This is a genomic window from Microcoleus sp. bin48.metabat.b7b8b9.023 (genome assembly GCF_013299185.1).
Lineage (GTDB): Bacteria > Cyanobacteriota > Cyanobacteriia > Cyanobacteriales > Microcoleaceae > Microcoleus.
Window position 1 is genome coordinate 1 of the sequence record NZ_JAAFKG010000095.1, and the last position, 15,945, is coordinate 15,945.

9 protein-coding genes and 1 tRNA gene are annotated in these 15,945 nt (G+C 44.5%); 2 read left to right on the top strand and 8 right to left on the bottom strand.

Translation table 11 applies throughout. The annotated features are described in order from the left end of the window. Positions 1–404 precede the first annotated feature (404 nt). A tRNA-Gln gene (locus tag QZW82_RS30920) sits at positions 405–476 on the bottom strand. A gap of 101 nt (positions 477–577) precedes the next feature. After that, positions 578–3,361, bottom strand: coding sequence for a GAF domain-containing protein (locus QZW82_RS30925; RefSeq protein WP_293157803.1), 2,784 nt, complete (start codon positions 3,359–3,361; stop codon positions 578–580). 66 nt (positions 3,362–3,427) lie between these two features. Between QZW82_RS30925 and QZW82_RS30930 the strand changes: the two genes are divergently transcribed. Further along, positions 3,428–3,610 (top strand): hypothetical protein, encoded by a 183-nt coding sequence (locus QZW82_RS30930; protein WP_293157806.1) that lies wholly within the window; start codon positions 3,428–3,430, stop codon positions 3,608–3,610. Between the two features lie 622 nt (positions 3,611–4,232). Continuing rightward, the gene (locus QZW82_RS30935; RefSeq protein WP_293157809.1) at positions 4,233–4,622 is read left to right on the top strand and encodes a response regulator; all 390 of its coding nucleotides are present in this window, start codon (positions 4,233–4,235) and stop codon (positions 4,620–4,622) included. A 173-nt stretch (positions 4,623–4,795) separates the two neighbouring features. Here the strand turns inward: QZW82_RS30935 and cheB are convergent, their stop codons facing one another. The 6 genes from cheB to QZW82_RS30965 all read right to left on the bottom strand — a co-directional run bounded on the left by cheB (position 4,796) and on the right by QZW82_RS30965 (position 15,686). After that, positions 4,796–5,887, bottom strand: coding sequence for a chemotaxis-specific protein-glutamate methyltransferase CheB (cheB, locus tag QZW82_RS30940; protein ID WP_293157812.1), 1,092 nt, complete (start codon positions 5,885–5,887; stop codon positions 4,796–4,798). A gap of 235 nt (positions 5,888–6,122) precedes the next feature. Next, positions 6,123–8,615 (bottom strand): hybrid sensor histidine kinase/response regulator, encoded by a 2,493-nt coding sequence (locus QZW82_RS30945; RefSeq protein ID WP_293157815.1) that lies wholly within the window; start codon positions 8,613–8,615, stop codon positions 6,123–6,125. A 256-nt stretch (positions 8,616–8,871) separates the two neighbouring features. Further along, a complete protein-coding gene (locus tag QZW82_RS30950) occupies positions 8,872–10,755 on the bottom strand; it encodes a methyl-accepting chemotaxis protein (RefSeq protein WP_293157818.1) in 1,884 nt (627 codons plus the stop codon). 78 nt (positions 10,756–10,833) lie between these two features. Further along, entirely contained in the window at positions 10,834–12,639 is a 1,806-nt protein-coding gene (locus QZW82_RS30955) for a methyl-accepting chemotaxis protein (protein WP_293157821.1), read from the bottom strand. Positions 12,640–12,868: 229 nt separating this feature from the next. Then, positions 12,869–14,329, bottom strand: a complete 1,461-nt coding sequence (locus QZW82_RS30960; RefSeq protein ID WP_293157824.1) for a methyl-accepting chemotaxis protein — start codon at positions 14,327–14,329, stop codon at positions 12,869–12,871. Positions 14,330–14,567: 238 nt separating this feature from the next. Continuing rightward, complete coding sequence (locus QZW82_RS30965) at positions 14,568–15,686, bottom strand: chemotaxis protein CheW (RefSeq protein ID WP_293157827.1); 1,119 nt, start codon at positions 15,684–15,686, stop codon at positions 14,568–14,570. Positions 15,687–15,945 lie beyond the last annotated feature (259 nt).

Here is a 15,945-nt window from a genome sequence, read left to right on the forward strand (position 1 = left end):
AGAATGGACTACTGGGTAATGCTGAGTGACCGAGATAGTTGAGTATTTCTACTCATTTTTGTCTCGGATGATTCACTTTTACTCCCTCAATCCCCCTATGTGCCAGTTGGGGGTGCGGAATGTGGGATACAAACGATGTCCGCCTCTGCGGACTAAGAGAGGATAAGTTCAACAGTTGACAGTTGACAGTTGACAGTTGACAGTTTGAAAGCGACCTCTACCTAGAAGGAAGAGGATTGGAGTAATGAATAGTCTGATTTTAATTTCTCCCTCAAAGGGAGAGGCTTTCAACCAATTCTTTCTGGTAATTTTAACGACCCACTCTTCAACCCGCGGAGGCGGGTTTTGCCTGTGTAGACGCGGTTTCAACCGCCCTTTCATCAACAATCTTAAAAACTATTTAACTGGGGCGAAAGGATTCGAACCTCTGAATGGCTGGACCAAAACCAGCTGCCTTACCACTTGGCGACGCCCCAACGTCTTAACCTTTATCATATTAACACTCAAACACCAGAATCTGTCAAGCACTTTGACAAGAAAGTTTAAAAAATGTTTGCCAAACCGATCGCCCGCCAGTTTATTCTTTGACAACAGCCGGTCGAGACATCGGGATTTCAATCCAAAACTCCGCTCCCTGTCCGGGTTCTGAGATACACTTCAAACTGCCGCCGTGTTTTTCCACCACAATCTGGTAGCTGATGGACAAGCCGAGTCCCGTGCCTTTGCCCACTGGTTTAGTGGTAAAGAAAGGGTCAAACAAGCACAATTTAGCTTTTTGGGTCAATCCCGGCCCGCTGTCGCGAATCCGAATCAGTACAATTTGACCGAGAGACTTTCGTGACTCACCACGATCCGAGTCTTGGGACACCACCGCCGTCGAGATTTCGATCGTCTTGGGTGCGGGCTGATTTTCCAAGGAGTCGATCGCATTTCCCAAAATATTCATAAATACTTGGTTGAGCTGACCGGCATAGCATTCTACCTTGGGCAAGTCGCCGTAGTCTTTAATTACCTGAATTCCCGGTATCGGCCCGTTTGACTTCAAGCGGCTGTGCAAAATCAGCAGCGTGCTGTCAATCCCTTCGTGAATGTCCACCGGCTTCTTCTCGGCTTCGTCGTGCCGCGCGAAGTTCCTCAGGGAAAGGACAATTTGCCGGATGCGTTCGGCTCCCATCTCCATCGAAGACAGAATTTTCAGCAAATCCGGCACTACGAAATCCACATCGATTTCTTCGCTTTTGTCGAGAATTTCCTCGCAAGGTTCGGGGTAATGCTTTTGATACAAGCGCAGCAAATCTAGCAGATCTTTCATGTACTGCTCGCAATAAGTCAAGTTGCCGTAAATAAAATTAACCGGATTGTTAATTTCGTGGGCGACGCCGGCAACCATTTGACCGAGAGAGGACATTTTTTCGTTTTGAATGAGCTGAGCTTCTTTTTGCTGCAAACTCTGCAAAGTTTCAGTCAGTTGTCGGGCTTGAGTTTCTGCTGCTAAGGCTGCCGCCCGAGTTTGGGCGTAAAGTTCGGCTTGGTCGATCGCGATCGCCAGTTGATCCACCACCGCTTGCAGCAATTCCACTTCGCTGGCCGCCCAGGAACGGCTGCTGTAATGATTGCAAACTATCGCCCCCATTTGACCGGAGTGAGTCTTGAGCGGTAGCAGCAGCTTAGAAACAATCCCGACACTCCTTAAAAAAGCTCGCGTGGCGGAGTCTATGCAGGCTGCTGTGGCAGTGTCGCCGATGCGAAGCGTTTGGCGATCGCGAATTTTCTCGGCTAGTAGCGTTACTTGTGCGATCGGGTAATCGGCGAGTCGCTCTTGCTGTTCGGGATTTGCCGCCTCGTGGGTAATCGCAAAACTCGGCTGCCCCTGCCGCGATACTGAATACCACAAAAAGTAGCACTGGTCAACCTGCAACAAGCTGTGAATTTCATTAACAGCCGTATCTAAAATTTTGTCGAGGTCTAAAGAATTCCGCATCTGACTGGCGAGACCAAACAGCAGACTTTCCCGGCGGCTCAACAATTCTTCTCGGGCCTTGACACGATCGATCGCCACGCCAATGGCATTAGCCATCCACCCCAGAACTTCTAGCGCCCCCTCCGTGGCAGCAGCGCTGCTGCATACAGCCATCACTCCCACCAGTCGTTCCTCCACAATCAGGGGATAGGCAATGACCCAGAGGGACGGATTCGACAGCAAGCACACAGGAGCCGTTTCGAGTTTTCCCGTTTCTTCTCGCAGCCAATCTTCTATTAGCCGTTCCCAATCTTGGCTGCTGACTCCTGAATCGGCCTGCAATTCTAACCGCTCTATCTGCGGGTTGAACGTCCAGATGCTGGCTGCTGTGGCGTCGAGATGGTCTACCATTGCCTCGGTGCAGCGGTTGAGGGTGGCCGGTATTGTCCCGCCTTGTCCGAGAGCTGCACCAACTTTAGCTTGCAGCATTGCCAAGCGCGATCGCTCCTGTAGCAAGTCTGCCATTGATTGCCCCTCGGTCACTATTTCGGGAATTTGTTTGGGATTGCGATCGCGCCTCATGCCCGCTGAAGTTTCCCGCAAATCCTGAGATTTGCCTGTTTCCAGCACCGGCAGCTTTTTTGTTGGGAATATTCTTGTGTCCTTCTCTGAAGTCTGTACTGCCCAGAAAAACTCCTGGTTCGATCGGGCTAACTCCGAGATTTGCTGGCCCTGTGAAGCGATATCTTCTACCTCTGCCACCTCTTTCTGGGCTTTGACTAATTGCCACCGCAGCTCCACCAAACTCGCAACTTGCCGAGTTAAAATCTCTATACCATCAATCGTATTTTTTGTCAAGTCTTTAGGTACGGAATCCATGACACAGATCGCGCCCAGCATCTGCCCATCTGAGGTGACGACTGGGATGCTAGCGTAAAATTTGATGAAGGGGTAGGAAACAATTAGCGGATGCTGGGCAAATCGCACGTCTGTGGAAGCGTCTCGGACAATGATGGCAGGCGGTTTATTGCAGGAATTTGTCAAGGGTGCGATCGCATCTGCCGCAGCAACCGCAGGTTTTTGTAGGGGAATGTCCCGGTCAAATTCCGAGTTAGAGTTGGAACTCGCGCCCAACTGTGCGGGAGTTTGACCGGTATAGCAGCGATCGCAAAAATTCAGGTAACGGTGTGCCAAACTTCGATCGATACCCAACTGCGACTTCAACCAGTGGCCCGAGGCATCAATCAAACTCAAAAAAGCAATAGGAGTTCCGCTCATCCTGGCGGCCAAGCCTACCAAATCGTCAAAGCAAGCCTCTGGATCGGAACCCAGAAGTTGATACAAGTCGGTGCGATCGAGATCGAACACTGTTTTACCAAGAGGCAAGGGTGCTTTCATCATGTATAAGTGCCCATCTAGTTGCTGGCAACCGCCCTAATCAATACTGACCGAGGAGAAAAACGAGCTATGAATTTTGTCCCGGGAGACTGCGATCGCAAGTCGAGCGCAGGCTGCTGGCGCCAAACTCAGACCAACCTCTTGACTGACATGGAAACTTTTGAGTTATGGGAGTTAGAGTACCGCAGCTCTAATACTGTAGAAATTATACTTCGAGTTGACTATGCTTTTGATGTGCCAGAGGCTGGGTGAATCTAAGAGCCTCCGTGGGGACGAAGCACCCTTCAAAAATCTATGGCGGATAGCTTACAGAGAATTTCTTAATAAGTTTAATAGTATTTTAACAGACAGATCTAATCGTGGGTAGCAGGCTTGCTGGTAGATTAAAATAATTGGTTTGTGTCACAATACCAGTACGGTTTACCGGGCTGTTGCACAGGCAACTCAACAAAAGTTAGGAGAGCGACTACACAAACACCGAAAATGTTAAACTTTGTAACAATAGTTGTTCAAACTCCACCATCAAGGGTTTGACGGTTGAGATGCAGATTTTGCAACTGTTGTCATCGCCGATCGACCCCTCGGGCAATCTGTTTTTTCGAGTTTGAGGTCAAAAAAACAGGGGTGAAGTTTCTGCTAATGCTCCAACGGAGTTGGGCACTATTTATCCGAAGGCACTCTCGAAAAATGACCCACCCAAAAACCGATACTTGCTTGCCGACAATTTTGAGGGTCGAGATCGCAATTTTAGACTCAAGTTCAAGCTCCCAGATTCATCTGGAACAGTCAATCTAAAATCTAAAATCTACAATCGACTGACGGCGGGAATTATGTTTTCTATTTTCAAGAACTATAAATAAACCGGGAGAAGAATATGTCTGCAACTAGCAGTCAAGTACCAACTATTTTGGCAGTTGATGATAGCGTCGTCATGCAAGGACTGGTCAAACAAGCCTTAAGCAAAGAGTTTCGAGTTCTCGTGACAGACAATGCAGTTGATGCTTTGTCAACAATTTATCACGAACAAATTTCGGTTTTGTTGCTCGATGTTTCGATGCCTGGGATTGACGGATTGGAGCTCTGCCGCACGGTGCGAAGCTTACCTCAGTTTCAGAATTTGCCGATCGTGATGCTGACAGCCAGAGATGGAGCATTTGATAAAGTACAGGGGCGTTTGGCAGGAGCAACCGAGTATTTAACTAAGCCCTTTGATGCTGACAAGTTGCGCGAAGTAATTGGTAAGTTTATCAATATCAAATCATAAAAGAAGACTCGGCGGTTGAAACCGCGTCTATACAAGCAAAACCCGCCTCCGCGGGTTGAAGATCAGACCGTTTAAATTACGTTTTATGTTATTCTATTCAGTCGGCGTCCGGCGGACATCGTTTGTATAGAAGGGGTTTGAACCGCCGTCTGCATCTAGATTCTCCCTAACTCCTAAACTTTTAATTTTGCCAACAGCAGAGGAGCGATCGCACTGACGGGTAAAACGTGCTGGACTGCACCCAGGGCGATCGCCTCTTTCGGCATTCCAAACACAACACAACTGGCCTCACTTTGAGCAATTGTCAAGCCGCCGGCTCGGGCGATCGCCAACATACCCTCAGCACCATCTCGCCCCATTCCTGTTAGCAACACTCCCGCAGCCCCGCGACCATAAAAACTAGCAACTGACTTAAATGTTACCGTTACAGAGGGGCAATGTCCCGCTTCACTAGCAGCTTCAGAATAAATAAAACGCCCTTGAGCATCCAATTCTAAATGACGTTTTTCTGGCGGGAAATAAACAATTCCAGCTTGCGGCCATTCCCCAAAACCCGCTATTTTCACCGGCAGTTTAGATTCAAAACCCAACCAGTCAACCAATCCTTGCAAAAATCCTTCACTGATATGCTGGATGCAAATCACCGGTACTGGCAAATTAGCCGGAAACTTGGAAATAATCGAGTGTAGCGCTTGTGGCCCGCCTGTAGACGCGCCAACAGCCAATAACTTAATAGTATGAGAATTGAGATTTTTGCTAGATAATTGGTAATTATGAATTGGTAATTGATAATTTTTTTTGCTTGGGCGATGCTCGGCTGTTTCGATTCCTCCAAGCCTTTGATGTCGCGTAAATACTTTAACTCCCGACAACACTTTAACTTTAGCGATTAATTCATTCCCCAGGCGATCGTAATCAGACGCCAACCCGCCAATGGGTTTCGGAAAAATATCTAATGCACCTGCTTTCATTAATTCAAATACATTTTGAGTATCCTTTGCTTGTACAGAAGCACTAATTATTAAAATTGGTCGCGGATATTTTTTCATCACTTCCCGCGTGAACTCTAACCCGTTCATTTGTGCCATATTCAAATCCGTACAGATGACTTCCGGTTGAAGTTTCGGGATTAATTCTAGGGCTTCTAACCCGTTAGAAGCCGTTCCGACAACCTGGATTTCTGGCGAAGCATCCAAAATGCGCTTGAGAACGATCGTAGCTACTGGGGAATCTTCTACTAACAATACTTTAATGGGCGACAACATCAGTTATTTTAGGTAATTGGCAATTGGGAATGGGGCATGGGGCATAGGGAATGGGGCATGGGGCATGGGGCATGGGGCATGGGGCATGGGGCATGGGGCATGGGGCATGGGGCATGGGGCAAACAGGGCATTGGCAATTGCTAATTGGTAGTAAATAACAAATAACAAATAACCAATAACCAATAACCAATAACCAATAACTAATAACTAATTACCAACAACCAATAACTAACAATTAAACTAACCTTTTTAAAGTCTCGATCAATACATCTTGATTGAAAGTACCTTTAGGAATATAAGCATTAGCGCCAGCATCAGCCCCTCTTTTTCTATCTTCATCAGACGCCAAAGAAGTCACCAAAATAATCGGCAACTCACTGTATTCTTTTTGCTGACGAATTTTAACAGTCAGTCCCAAGCCGTCCAAATTAGGCATTTGTACGTCAGAAATCAGAGCATCAAAATAGCGAGTTTTTAATTTATTGAAAGCATCCAACCCGTCCACTGCTGTCACCACTTCATAACCTGCACCTTCCAGAATGCGCTTTTCTTGAGTGCGGGTAGCGATCGAATCTTCTGCTAAAAGTATAACTTGTTTTCGGCTGACTGTCTCAATTGGCGATCGGGCCCCCCCAACCCCACCCAACAAAACTTGCTTGCGTACAGATTTTATCAAATCGTGGGGATTGAGCACCATACAAACTTCCCCCGTCCCCAGAATCGTTGCACCAGAAACGTTTCGCACCCGTTTCAGCAATTGACTTTGAGGTTTAATCACCACATCCTGTTCGTCAATCAAAGCATCTATAAATAATCCCAATCTTTCCTCCCCAACTTTCAAAACAATACAAGGCATTTTCCGAGAATTATGATTCACCGATTCTACCTCTGTATTTCTCTTGAATTCTCTCCAAGTTTCCTGTCTCCACTCCCGATTATTGTGCAACCAATCTGTATCATTTAATTCTAGTAAATCTGCCAAATAAGCAACTGACAAAGGCTGAGAGTCTAAAATCACCGTCGCCTTGCTTTCGAGAGAAAAAACATCCGAAGAGCGGACTAATATTGCAGTTTCAATAAACTCGACTGGCAGCGCATAAGCAATGCCATTAACCGCTAATATTAATACATTAGCAGTAGCTAAAGACGTACTTAGTTGCAGGCGAAAAGTGCATCCTTTTCCGAGATCTGATTCAACTTGAATGCGACCTTTTAATGCTTCAACATTAGTCCTAACTACATCCAAACCTACCCCTCTTCCAGAGATTTCAGTAACAAATGTTCTGGTTGAAAAACCCGCAGCAAAAATCAGCGATTGAATTTGGCTTTCTGTCATCACCGCCAGTTCTTCCGGCGTGCAGATGTTGCGTTTGACAGCAGTTTGTTTAATGCGATCGAGATTCAGCCCCCGACCATCATCAGCAACTTCAATAATAATATTGCTAGCAGTATGGTAGCCTTTAATTCGGAGAGTAGCTGCGGGATGCTTGCCGAGCTTTTCGCGTTCGGCTGGCGTCTCAATTCCGTGATCTATCGCATTCCGAATCAGGTGCATTAAAGGGTCTTTCATTTCTTCTAGAATGCGTTTGTCAGCTCGAGTTTCCCCACCTTCAATGACTAATTTAACCTCTTTCCCTTCCCGCTTAGCCAAGTCTCTAACTGCTCGTGGAAATAGATTAAAAATAGTAGACAAAGGCAGCAGTCTGAGAGTGCGAATTCCTGATTCCAACTCTTCCGCAATTAATTCGAGTCTTGCAGTATCTTCATCAACTCGATTTTTCAATCTATTTACTAGAGTTCCCAGACGTTCTAAACGTTCTTCTGTACGCTGGTAATAATTCTGTAACTGCAGGATCAGGGCATTTTCTTGAAAAGCATTTTTGTCGGATTCTATCTGATGAAAAGCCAACCGATTTATAAAAGCTTCTCTGTTCCAACTTTCCCACAAATTTGTCAGCTTTTCGATATCAGCAAGTCGGTGTACTAACCGAGTTTTTGTAACAGTAAGTTCACCAGCTTGAGTCATTAAATCGTCTAAATTCTGGGTGGCAACGCGAATTGTTTCGATGCGGTAAGACGAACTTGAAGAACTGCTAACAGCGGGTTGGGAAGCCGATGCAGCAGCGGGGGCATAATCCCCAGGCAAGTTGTGAGATTGCAGCAACAATTCTTGCTCGGATTGTAGAGTCGAAAAAGAATAATTTTTATCTAAATTAGTGGCCGAATAAGTTTCACTATTTGTTTCTGGTTCCGCAGCAGATGAATCAATAAGTTGCGTTTGTATAAATTCTTCTTCTGGTACCTTTGAAGATTCTGGATCTGCTATGGGGAGGGCGGGCAGGGGCTTGTTAGAAGCACCCATCATGCTGGCGAGCACGTAAAAGGTATTGACACCGGAATCTTGACCAGTCACGGCTTCGTCAACGAGTTTGCGGATGGCGTCTAAACCTTGCGAAAGTCGATCGCTAATTTCTGAAGTTAGTTGAGTCTCTCCCCGCTTGACACCTCCCAAAATATGCTCTATTTGATGAGCTAAAGATGCTACATTTTTTACCGCCAACATCCCAGCATCGCCTTTAAGAGAATGAGTTTCCCGCAGCAATTCTTCTAACTTAGCTGAGTCCCCCGGATGTTGTTCCAAGTACAGCAATCCATCGTCTAGTTTCTGCAAGTGTTCTTCACTAGCAATTTTAAATACATCTCGAAGTTCTTCATCTTCAATTATCATAGGTGTTTTTGGGGAATTGGTCATTGGTCATTGGGCATTGGGCAAACAGGGCATTGGCCAAACAGGGCATTGGGCAAACAGGGCATTGGCCAAACAGGGCAAACAGGGCATTGGGCATTGGGCATTGGTAATTGGTCATTGGGCATTGGCCAAACAGGGCATTGGGCATTGGTAATTGGTCATTGGTAATTGGTAATTAGTAATTGGTAATTCTATCCTTGACATCCGTGATACAATCCGTTTTTGAGCTTCACTCTTAAACTATAGACTTAAGATTTAAAGCAGCTTCATTAAGTTTTTGAGTACCTACTTTGACTTGAGTAATGCCGCTAATAGTTTGAGATGCAGTGCGGTTGAGAGAATTCATTTCATCACCTACTTGCCCGATCGCGATCGCCTGCTGTTTAATATTGAAAGAAATTTGTTGATTGCTAGCAAACACCAGATTGCAAGCTTCCCGAACCCCCGTAAAAGCCTCTGCTGTATCCTGCGCTGTTTTCACCCCTGCCGCGACTGTTTTGCGGCTTTCTTCCGTTGCTTTCACCGTCGAGTCGATCGCTCCCTTAATTTCTGGAATAATACCATTAATCTTTTGCGCTGCTTGTTGGCTTTCATCTGCTAATTTACGGATCTCGCTGGCTACCACCGCAAAACCTTTGCCATACTCACCAGCCCTGACAGCTTCCACAGCCGCGTTAAGAGCCAGCATATTTGTCTGAGTGGCTAAATCGCTAACTAAATTTGCCAAAGTCGAGATATTGCCAATCTGACTTGTGCTATCCCCCAGGCGCTGATTTTGCTGAGAAATTGCCGCCACAGCTTGTCTGAGACTCAGCATTTGATTGAGAGTTTCTTCAACTTTTTGAGTTCCTTCTTGTGCGAGGGTTAAAGCTTGGCGAGCGGCGACGGCAACAGCCTCAGCTTGCTCGGCTGTCTCCCGAGAAGATATGCCCAATTGTTCTAAGGTTGCAGTTGTTTCATTGACTGAGAGAAATTGCTGGCCGACGACTTGCTCCTGCTCGTTCATATTAGATAATATTTGCATAGAGAATGACGATATTTGATAGATTAATCCTCGAATCAGCTTAATTAGTTGTCGCAGCACCAAAAATCCTAATCCCAGAACAGTACCCAGGGACAATACAGCAATAATAGTAGCTATTTTTTTTAAAACAAAAATAGAAGCAAACAGCGAATATTTAGGTGCTTGATTCACAATCACTATAAATTTGTTATTGTTTTCTTTACTAAGAAAGACTGTATCATAGCTGATCACTCGATCGCCGAGGTCAATATTGCCTTTGCCACCAGAAAGTATTTGTGTCACCACCTCTGCCACATAATCTTTTTGGACATTTTCATTGGTTTTTGTTTCATAACCCCATTCTTTTTTAGAATTGGGATGGTAGATGTAGCTACCATCTTGATTTAACATAAAACCTTTCTCTGAATTATCATGATTGATGTTTTTAACTATATCAATCAGATTCTTGCCCAAAGAATTGGCAATCAAAATGCCTTTTCTTTCTCCTTTGGTATTAAAAACAGGAGTGGCATGACGAATGGTTGGCTTGTAAGGAATTTCTATTTTACCGCGCTCCTGATTGAGATTGAATTGAGACACATAAATTTCGCCCGGTTTTAGCTTCATAGTTAAGTAAAAGTAATCCCTATGAGCCTGATTTTGTAGTTCTGAAGTTGGAACTATTTTGAGCGTTTGGCCGTCAGAATTTACGCGCACGAGTTCGTTGCCATTCTCATCTATATAACGCAATTGCATATAAGATTGCTTAATTGCCATCATTGATGCAAATGTGATTTGCATTCGATCGACCCAATTTTGATAAGTTGAATTAGTTTCTTTGTCTGCTCCATTTCCATCTCTAGCTCTAATTATTCCTTGAAGAGCAGGAGATTTGCTGAAGAATAAAACATCGTAACTGATATTTTCTAGTTTGTTGACAATTTGCTCTCCGCTGGAGGTGACACTTTCAGTAAGATTAGTTAAGGCTAAGGTTTGGAGTGCTGCTTCGGAAGAGGAAATTCCATACCAGCCAACAAGAGATACTGGAATCAAGGTACTTAAAATTAAAAGCAGTAGCAGTCGGTTTTGAATTTTTTGGAAAAATTTATTAATCATGGGGAGTGGGTAATTGGTAATTGGTAATCGATAATCGATAATCGATAATCAGTAATAAATAAATCTTACTTCCTTCAACTACACTGCTGATTTGAGATTTTGGGCTGCTTGGTTTAGTTGAGCAATGCCGAGTTTGACTTGAGAAATACCGGAGGCAGTTTCCTGAGTAGCGAGGTGAAGAGAGTTGACGGATTCAACTACATCCTGAATGGCGATTGCCTGGTTTTTCGATGTAACGGAAATTTGTTTGCTGTTTGCTGCAATGCGCTCGATCGCCCGGGCTACCCCAGCAAATGCGTCTGCGGTTTTTCGGGCAATTTTTACTCCATTTTCTACAGTTTTTGTGCCGTCATCCGTCGCTGTTGCTGTCGAAGTAATGGCTTTCTGGATCTCTGCAACTAAAGCATTGATATTGCTAGCAGATTCCTTGCTGCGATCGGCTAATTTGCGAATCTCGCTAGCAACAACAGCAAATCCTTTACCGCTTTCACCGGCTCTTACTGCTTCGACAGCAGCGTTAAGGGCGAGCATATTTGTTTGGTTGGCTAAATCGCTGACTAAACTGGATATATTGCCAATGCGATCGGTTTGCTCGCTCAAACGTAAAATTTGTTTTTGAATTTCTCCGACATTTTCTGTCAAAGTTGCCATTTCTTTCAAGGTATTGTCTACTGCTTGACTGCCTCCTGCTGCAAGTTTCAGGGCTTGGGCTGCCCCGAAAGCAGCAGCTTCGGCTTCCGAGGCACAAGCTTTGCTTGATTCGCTCAATTCGTTCATTGTAGTCGCAGTGCGATCGACAGCAGATAGTTGTTGGCTGGCGATGCGCTTCTGCTGTTCGATGGTGACAGCAATTTGGGAGGAAGAAGAGGCGATCGCCCGTACAATGTGATTAACCGAGCGAGTAGTTCGACTCGCTAAAAAAATTGCGATCGCGCTAACAACAGCAGCAGTGAACCCAACTCCTGCGATCAAAGTATACAGTAACTCTTGTTGGGGAGCAAATACATTTTTGGTATCGTTAGCAATAATCACGCTCCAACCTAATTCTGGCAGTTCTTTTGATGTTTCAACAGGAGCATAAGTAAGCAATTGCTCAGCTCCATCAATGCGATCAAAATCTATGGCACTGTCAATCTTTCTGTTGGCTTGCATTTTGGCAAAAACACTAAAGTCTGAGCCTGCATCTCTGCTTACCTGCTCACTTTCTGTTGCTGAAAAAAACTTGCCCGTGCCATCAATTAAATGGTATTCCTCTTTTTTTAATGTCTCCGAGTCTCGGGTTAATTGCTCTTGGTTTTGCTGATAATTACGATCTAAATAAGTTGTAGGTGTGCGACTTATGATGACGGCGATAGTTTTTTCTGTATTGAGTTCTATAATCGGCGCCGCAGCAAAAATGGCGTATTTACCATTAACAAATGACTTTTGGGGCTGGGCAACTATAGGACGATTGGTTTTAATTACTTGCTGAAAATAGTCGTATTTGCCGATACCTGTAACTTCTTCTCCGCTCGATTGCAAAATAGTATTACCCTGGAGATCTGCGACTGCAATACTGTCGTAGCCATCTCCTGGTGTTAGATATTTATCTAACACAGCTTGTTTTTGACTGGTTGATGTGGTTTGGCTGACTCGCGGGTCGTTCAGTATACTTAGATTAGCCATATCCTCAACTTCATGATAGCGTTCTAATATCAAGTTTTTGACGTGATTTGCAGTAGCGAGCGCCCGTGATTCTTGGTACTTAATTATGTACTCAGTCAGGTGTTCGCTGGCAAATACATAAGTCATCGTTCCTGTCAATATAACTGGGATGGTACTGAGGGCGATCGCAAAAACAATAGCTTTAATTCTTAAAGACCATTTTTTCATTTTTTTACTCATAACTGATAATTTATATCAATTCCGGTGCAACCGGAATGATGTTGACTGTTAACTGTTGAGAGTTTAAACAATACTGATGCAACCGGAAACAATATTATGCCATTTTAGATTTTAGATTTTAGATTTGGGATTTTGGGACTTTAAAATTGGGAATGACAGATAGTTATCGGGGCTTGGTTCTTGCTTACAATTGCGTTTTTTAGGGAAAGTATCAGAACTTATAACTATGCTAAACAACTGCTTTTAAATCTAAAGCCGCTTCGTTCAATTTTTGAGTTCCAATTTTAGTTTGAGTGATACCGCAAGCTGTTTGTGCTGCTGCTTGGTTGAGAGAGTTCATCGCTTCCACCACTTGTTCGATCGCGATTGCTTGCTGTTTGGCATTCAGCGAAATTTGCTGAGAACTCAAAACTACGTTGTTAATGGCATCAGCTACTCCGGCAAATGCTGCGGCAGTTTCCTCTGCAATATTTACACCAGATTCCACTGTTTTAGTTCCTTCGTCTGTCACCATGACTGTTGAGTTAATGGCGCGCTGAATGTCGGCGACTAAGAGATTTATTTGTGCGGCAGATTTTTTACTGCGATCGGCAAGTTTGCGAATTTCTGACGCGACAACGCCGAACCCCTTGCCGTGTTCGCCGGCTCGGACTGCTTCCACCGCAGCATTTAGTGCTAACATATTAGTCTGATTTGCTAAGTCGCTGACTACGGTTGAGATATTGCCAATGCGATCGGTTTGCTCGCTCAACTGCATAATTTGTCCTTGCATATCTTGCACTTTTGTTTTCAGTATTGCCATGGCTTCTAATGTTTGTTCTACAGCTTTTGTACCGCCACCAGCTAAAGTTAAAGCTTGCATTGCTTGACTTGCGGCAGTTTCTATCTGCTGTGAAGTTGCCCTAGAAGATGCACCCAATTCGTCCATTGTCGTAGTAGTTTCATTCACTGAAACTGCTTGCTGACTTGCCATGCGTTCTTGTTCTTCAATTGTGGCGGCAATCTGGGCGGAGGAACTGGCGATCGAACTAATTGCGCGATCGATAGTTCGAGCAATTCCTGATGAAATCAGCCAAGCAACAGTGGCACCAAGCAGCACTAACAGTATCGAACCAAACACCAGCGTCGATACCAAAAAGCTTAAAGCTGTCTTCGTGATTTGCGTTTCTTGCTTAATAATTTTTAATTCGGTTTCCCGAAATTCCCGGTTCAATTGCACAAATTCATTCACAAATTTGGTATACTTGCCTGTATTAAATATAGCAAGACCTTCGGCTGTCTGATTTTGCTGAACTAAGCGAACTATTTCGTTAGAACCATCATAATATCCATTGACCAGCTCCAGCATTCTCTGCAAGCGAGCTTTCTGTTCGGGATTTTTAACGATCGGTTCTACATTAATCGCTGACTGGCGAGCCAACTCTGCACCTGTTTTAAAATCGCTTAAAAACTGCTGATTTTTATTAACTAAATAGCCGCGCAGCCCCCGTACCATTTGCTCCGTACCTACGGACATATTACTTGTTTCTCCAATCACAGTTTCTACTCTTTCCACTTCTTTGAAAGTCTCAAAAACCTGACTTGTAGTAACGAGGACTAAGACTGGCAACCCTAAATAAATAGCTGCTGGCGCTAGATATCCGACGAGCATCTTGTTTCTAATATTTAATTTTTTAATTGATAAAAACATATTTTTCGTTAATTTAAGATAGCATTTGCGTTACTAAGGTTGCGATCCTGCGATAGTGGTTGGGAGTCCGGCGTTGGCAACGGAAATGGGCCAGCCACTTCTGGGAGCGATACTGTCGAGTGACAGTAGAAAATAGTATCATAGCAAATTCTGTTCTCTTGCTCTATTTTCTTTAGTTTCGGGTGGCGCTGACATGGTTTTTGCAGGTGGGACTCCGATTTAGCTGTAAAATCTTTCTTCAAACCTCCTCATCAACAGCAACTCCTCCTTTTGTTAAGAGTTTCTGCAAGTTCAGAACAGCGATAAGTTTTTCCTCGTAAAAAGCGGTGCCTCGAAGATATTCGCGGTTTGCCGAATTTAGTGCAGCAGGAATAGTCGCAATCTCTGCCACATTTAAATGTATAATATCTAAGATTTCGTCAACGACTATACCGGCGACCAAATCTTCAATTTCAACAACGATCGCCTTTGATAGAGATTTTGTGTCGGCTGACATATTTAAAACATTCCGAATGTCCACTAGGGTGAGAATCTCGCCCCGCAAATTCATATTGCCAATAATGCGATCGGGAGTGCACGGAATTGGAGTTACTTGGCGAATGTCGGTGAATTCGCGCACTACACCTAGGTTAATACCAAAGTATTCGCTGTTTAAAACAACTACTGCTAGAGATATATCAATTGCTGCGGAATTTTTGCGATCGCCCTGCTGCCTCAAATTCTGGGCCCTGTCTCGAAAAATCGCCTTTTCTTGGGCTGTAGCATTCGGACAAAAAACGTGAAGTTTGGCCAAAACTTTAGTATCTTCCACTAACAATTTTGGCTCTATTTCTAACTGCAAATTGGCGATTTCTAGGTTTCCGGCTGCGGCCCAAAGTCCTGCATCGCTTGCAGACACTGGGATTGGGGCTTCTGTTTTGTCGGGAGAATATCGAATTAGCCGATCGAGATCCAGCAGCATAATCATATCGGCTTCACAGCGGGCAAATCCAGCTAAAAAATGATGGGGGGCTTCTGGGTTGTCTCGCCCGTAAGATAGCTGGGGAGTTATGGCATCTGCGGGGATCTGCTTAACTTCGTTAACTCGATTGACAATGATGGCAAGTCGAATTTCTTGCCATTCTATGACGATCGCACTATCCGTCACAGAATACTCCTGGAAAACGTAGCCAAAACGGAGATTTAGATCCATTACGGGCAGAATGGATCCCCTGAGATCGATCGCCCCAACAATATCTTCAGGCGCTTCGGCGATCGGTGTCAACTCCGGGAGAAAGAAAATTTCTCTAACGCAGCCGACTTCTACGCCGCACAGCAAACCGTTATGTTCAAATATAAGATACGGCTTAGTTTCCATATTGATTCTGACACTTTATCTAGATAAGACCAATTTAATGTGAAGTTGCATATATCTCGATCCCCCTAAATCCCCCTGATTGTTGGGGGACTTTGAGCGGAATCTTGTCCCCCCCTTATTAAGGGGGGTTAGGCAGGGTGGATTAATTGTCGAGAGGTTAAATCAAGGCTATGAAGGCTATTGACTGACATCATGCGAGGCATTTAACAGGTTTATCTGAACTAGATAAATCAAAAAGTAACTCACTCAAATCTTCAAC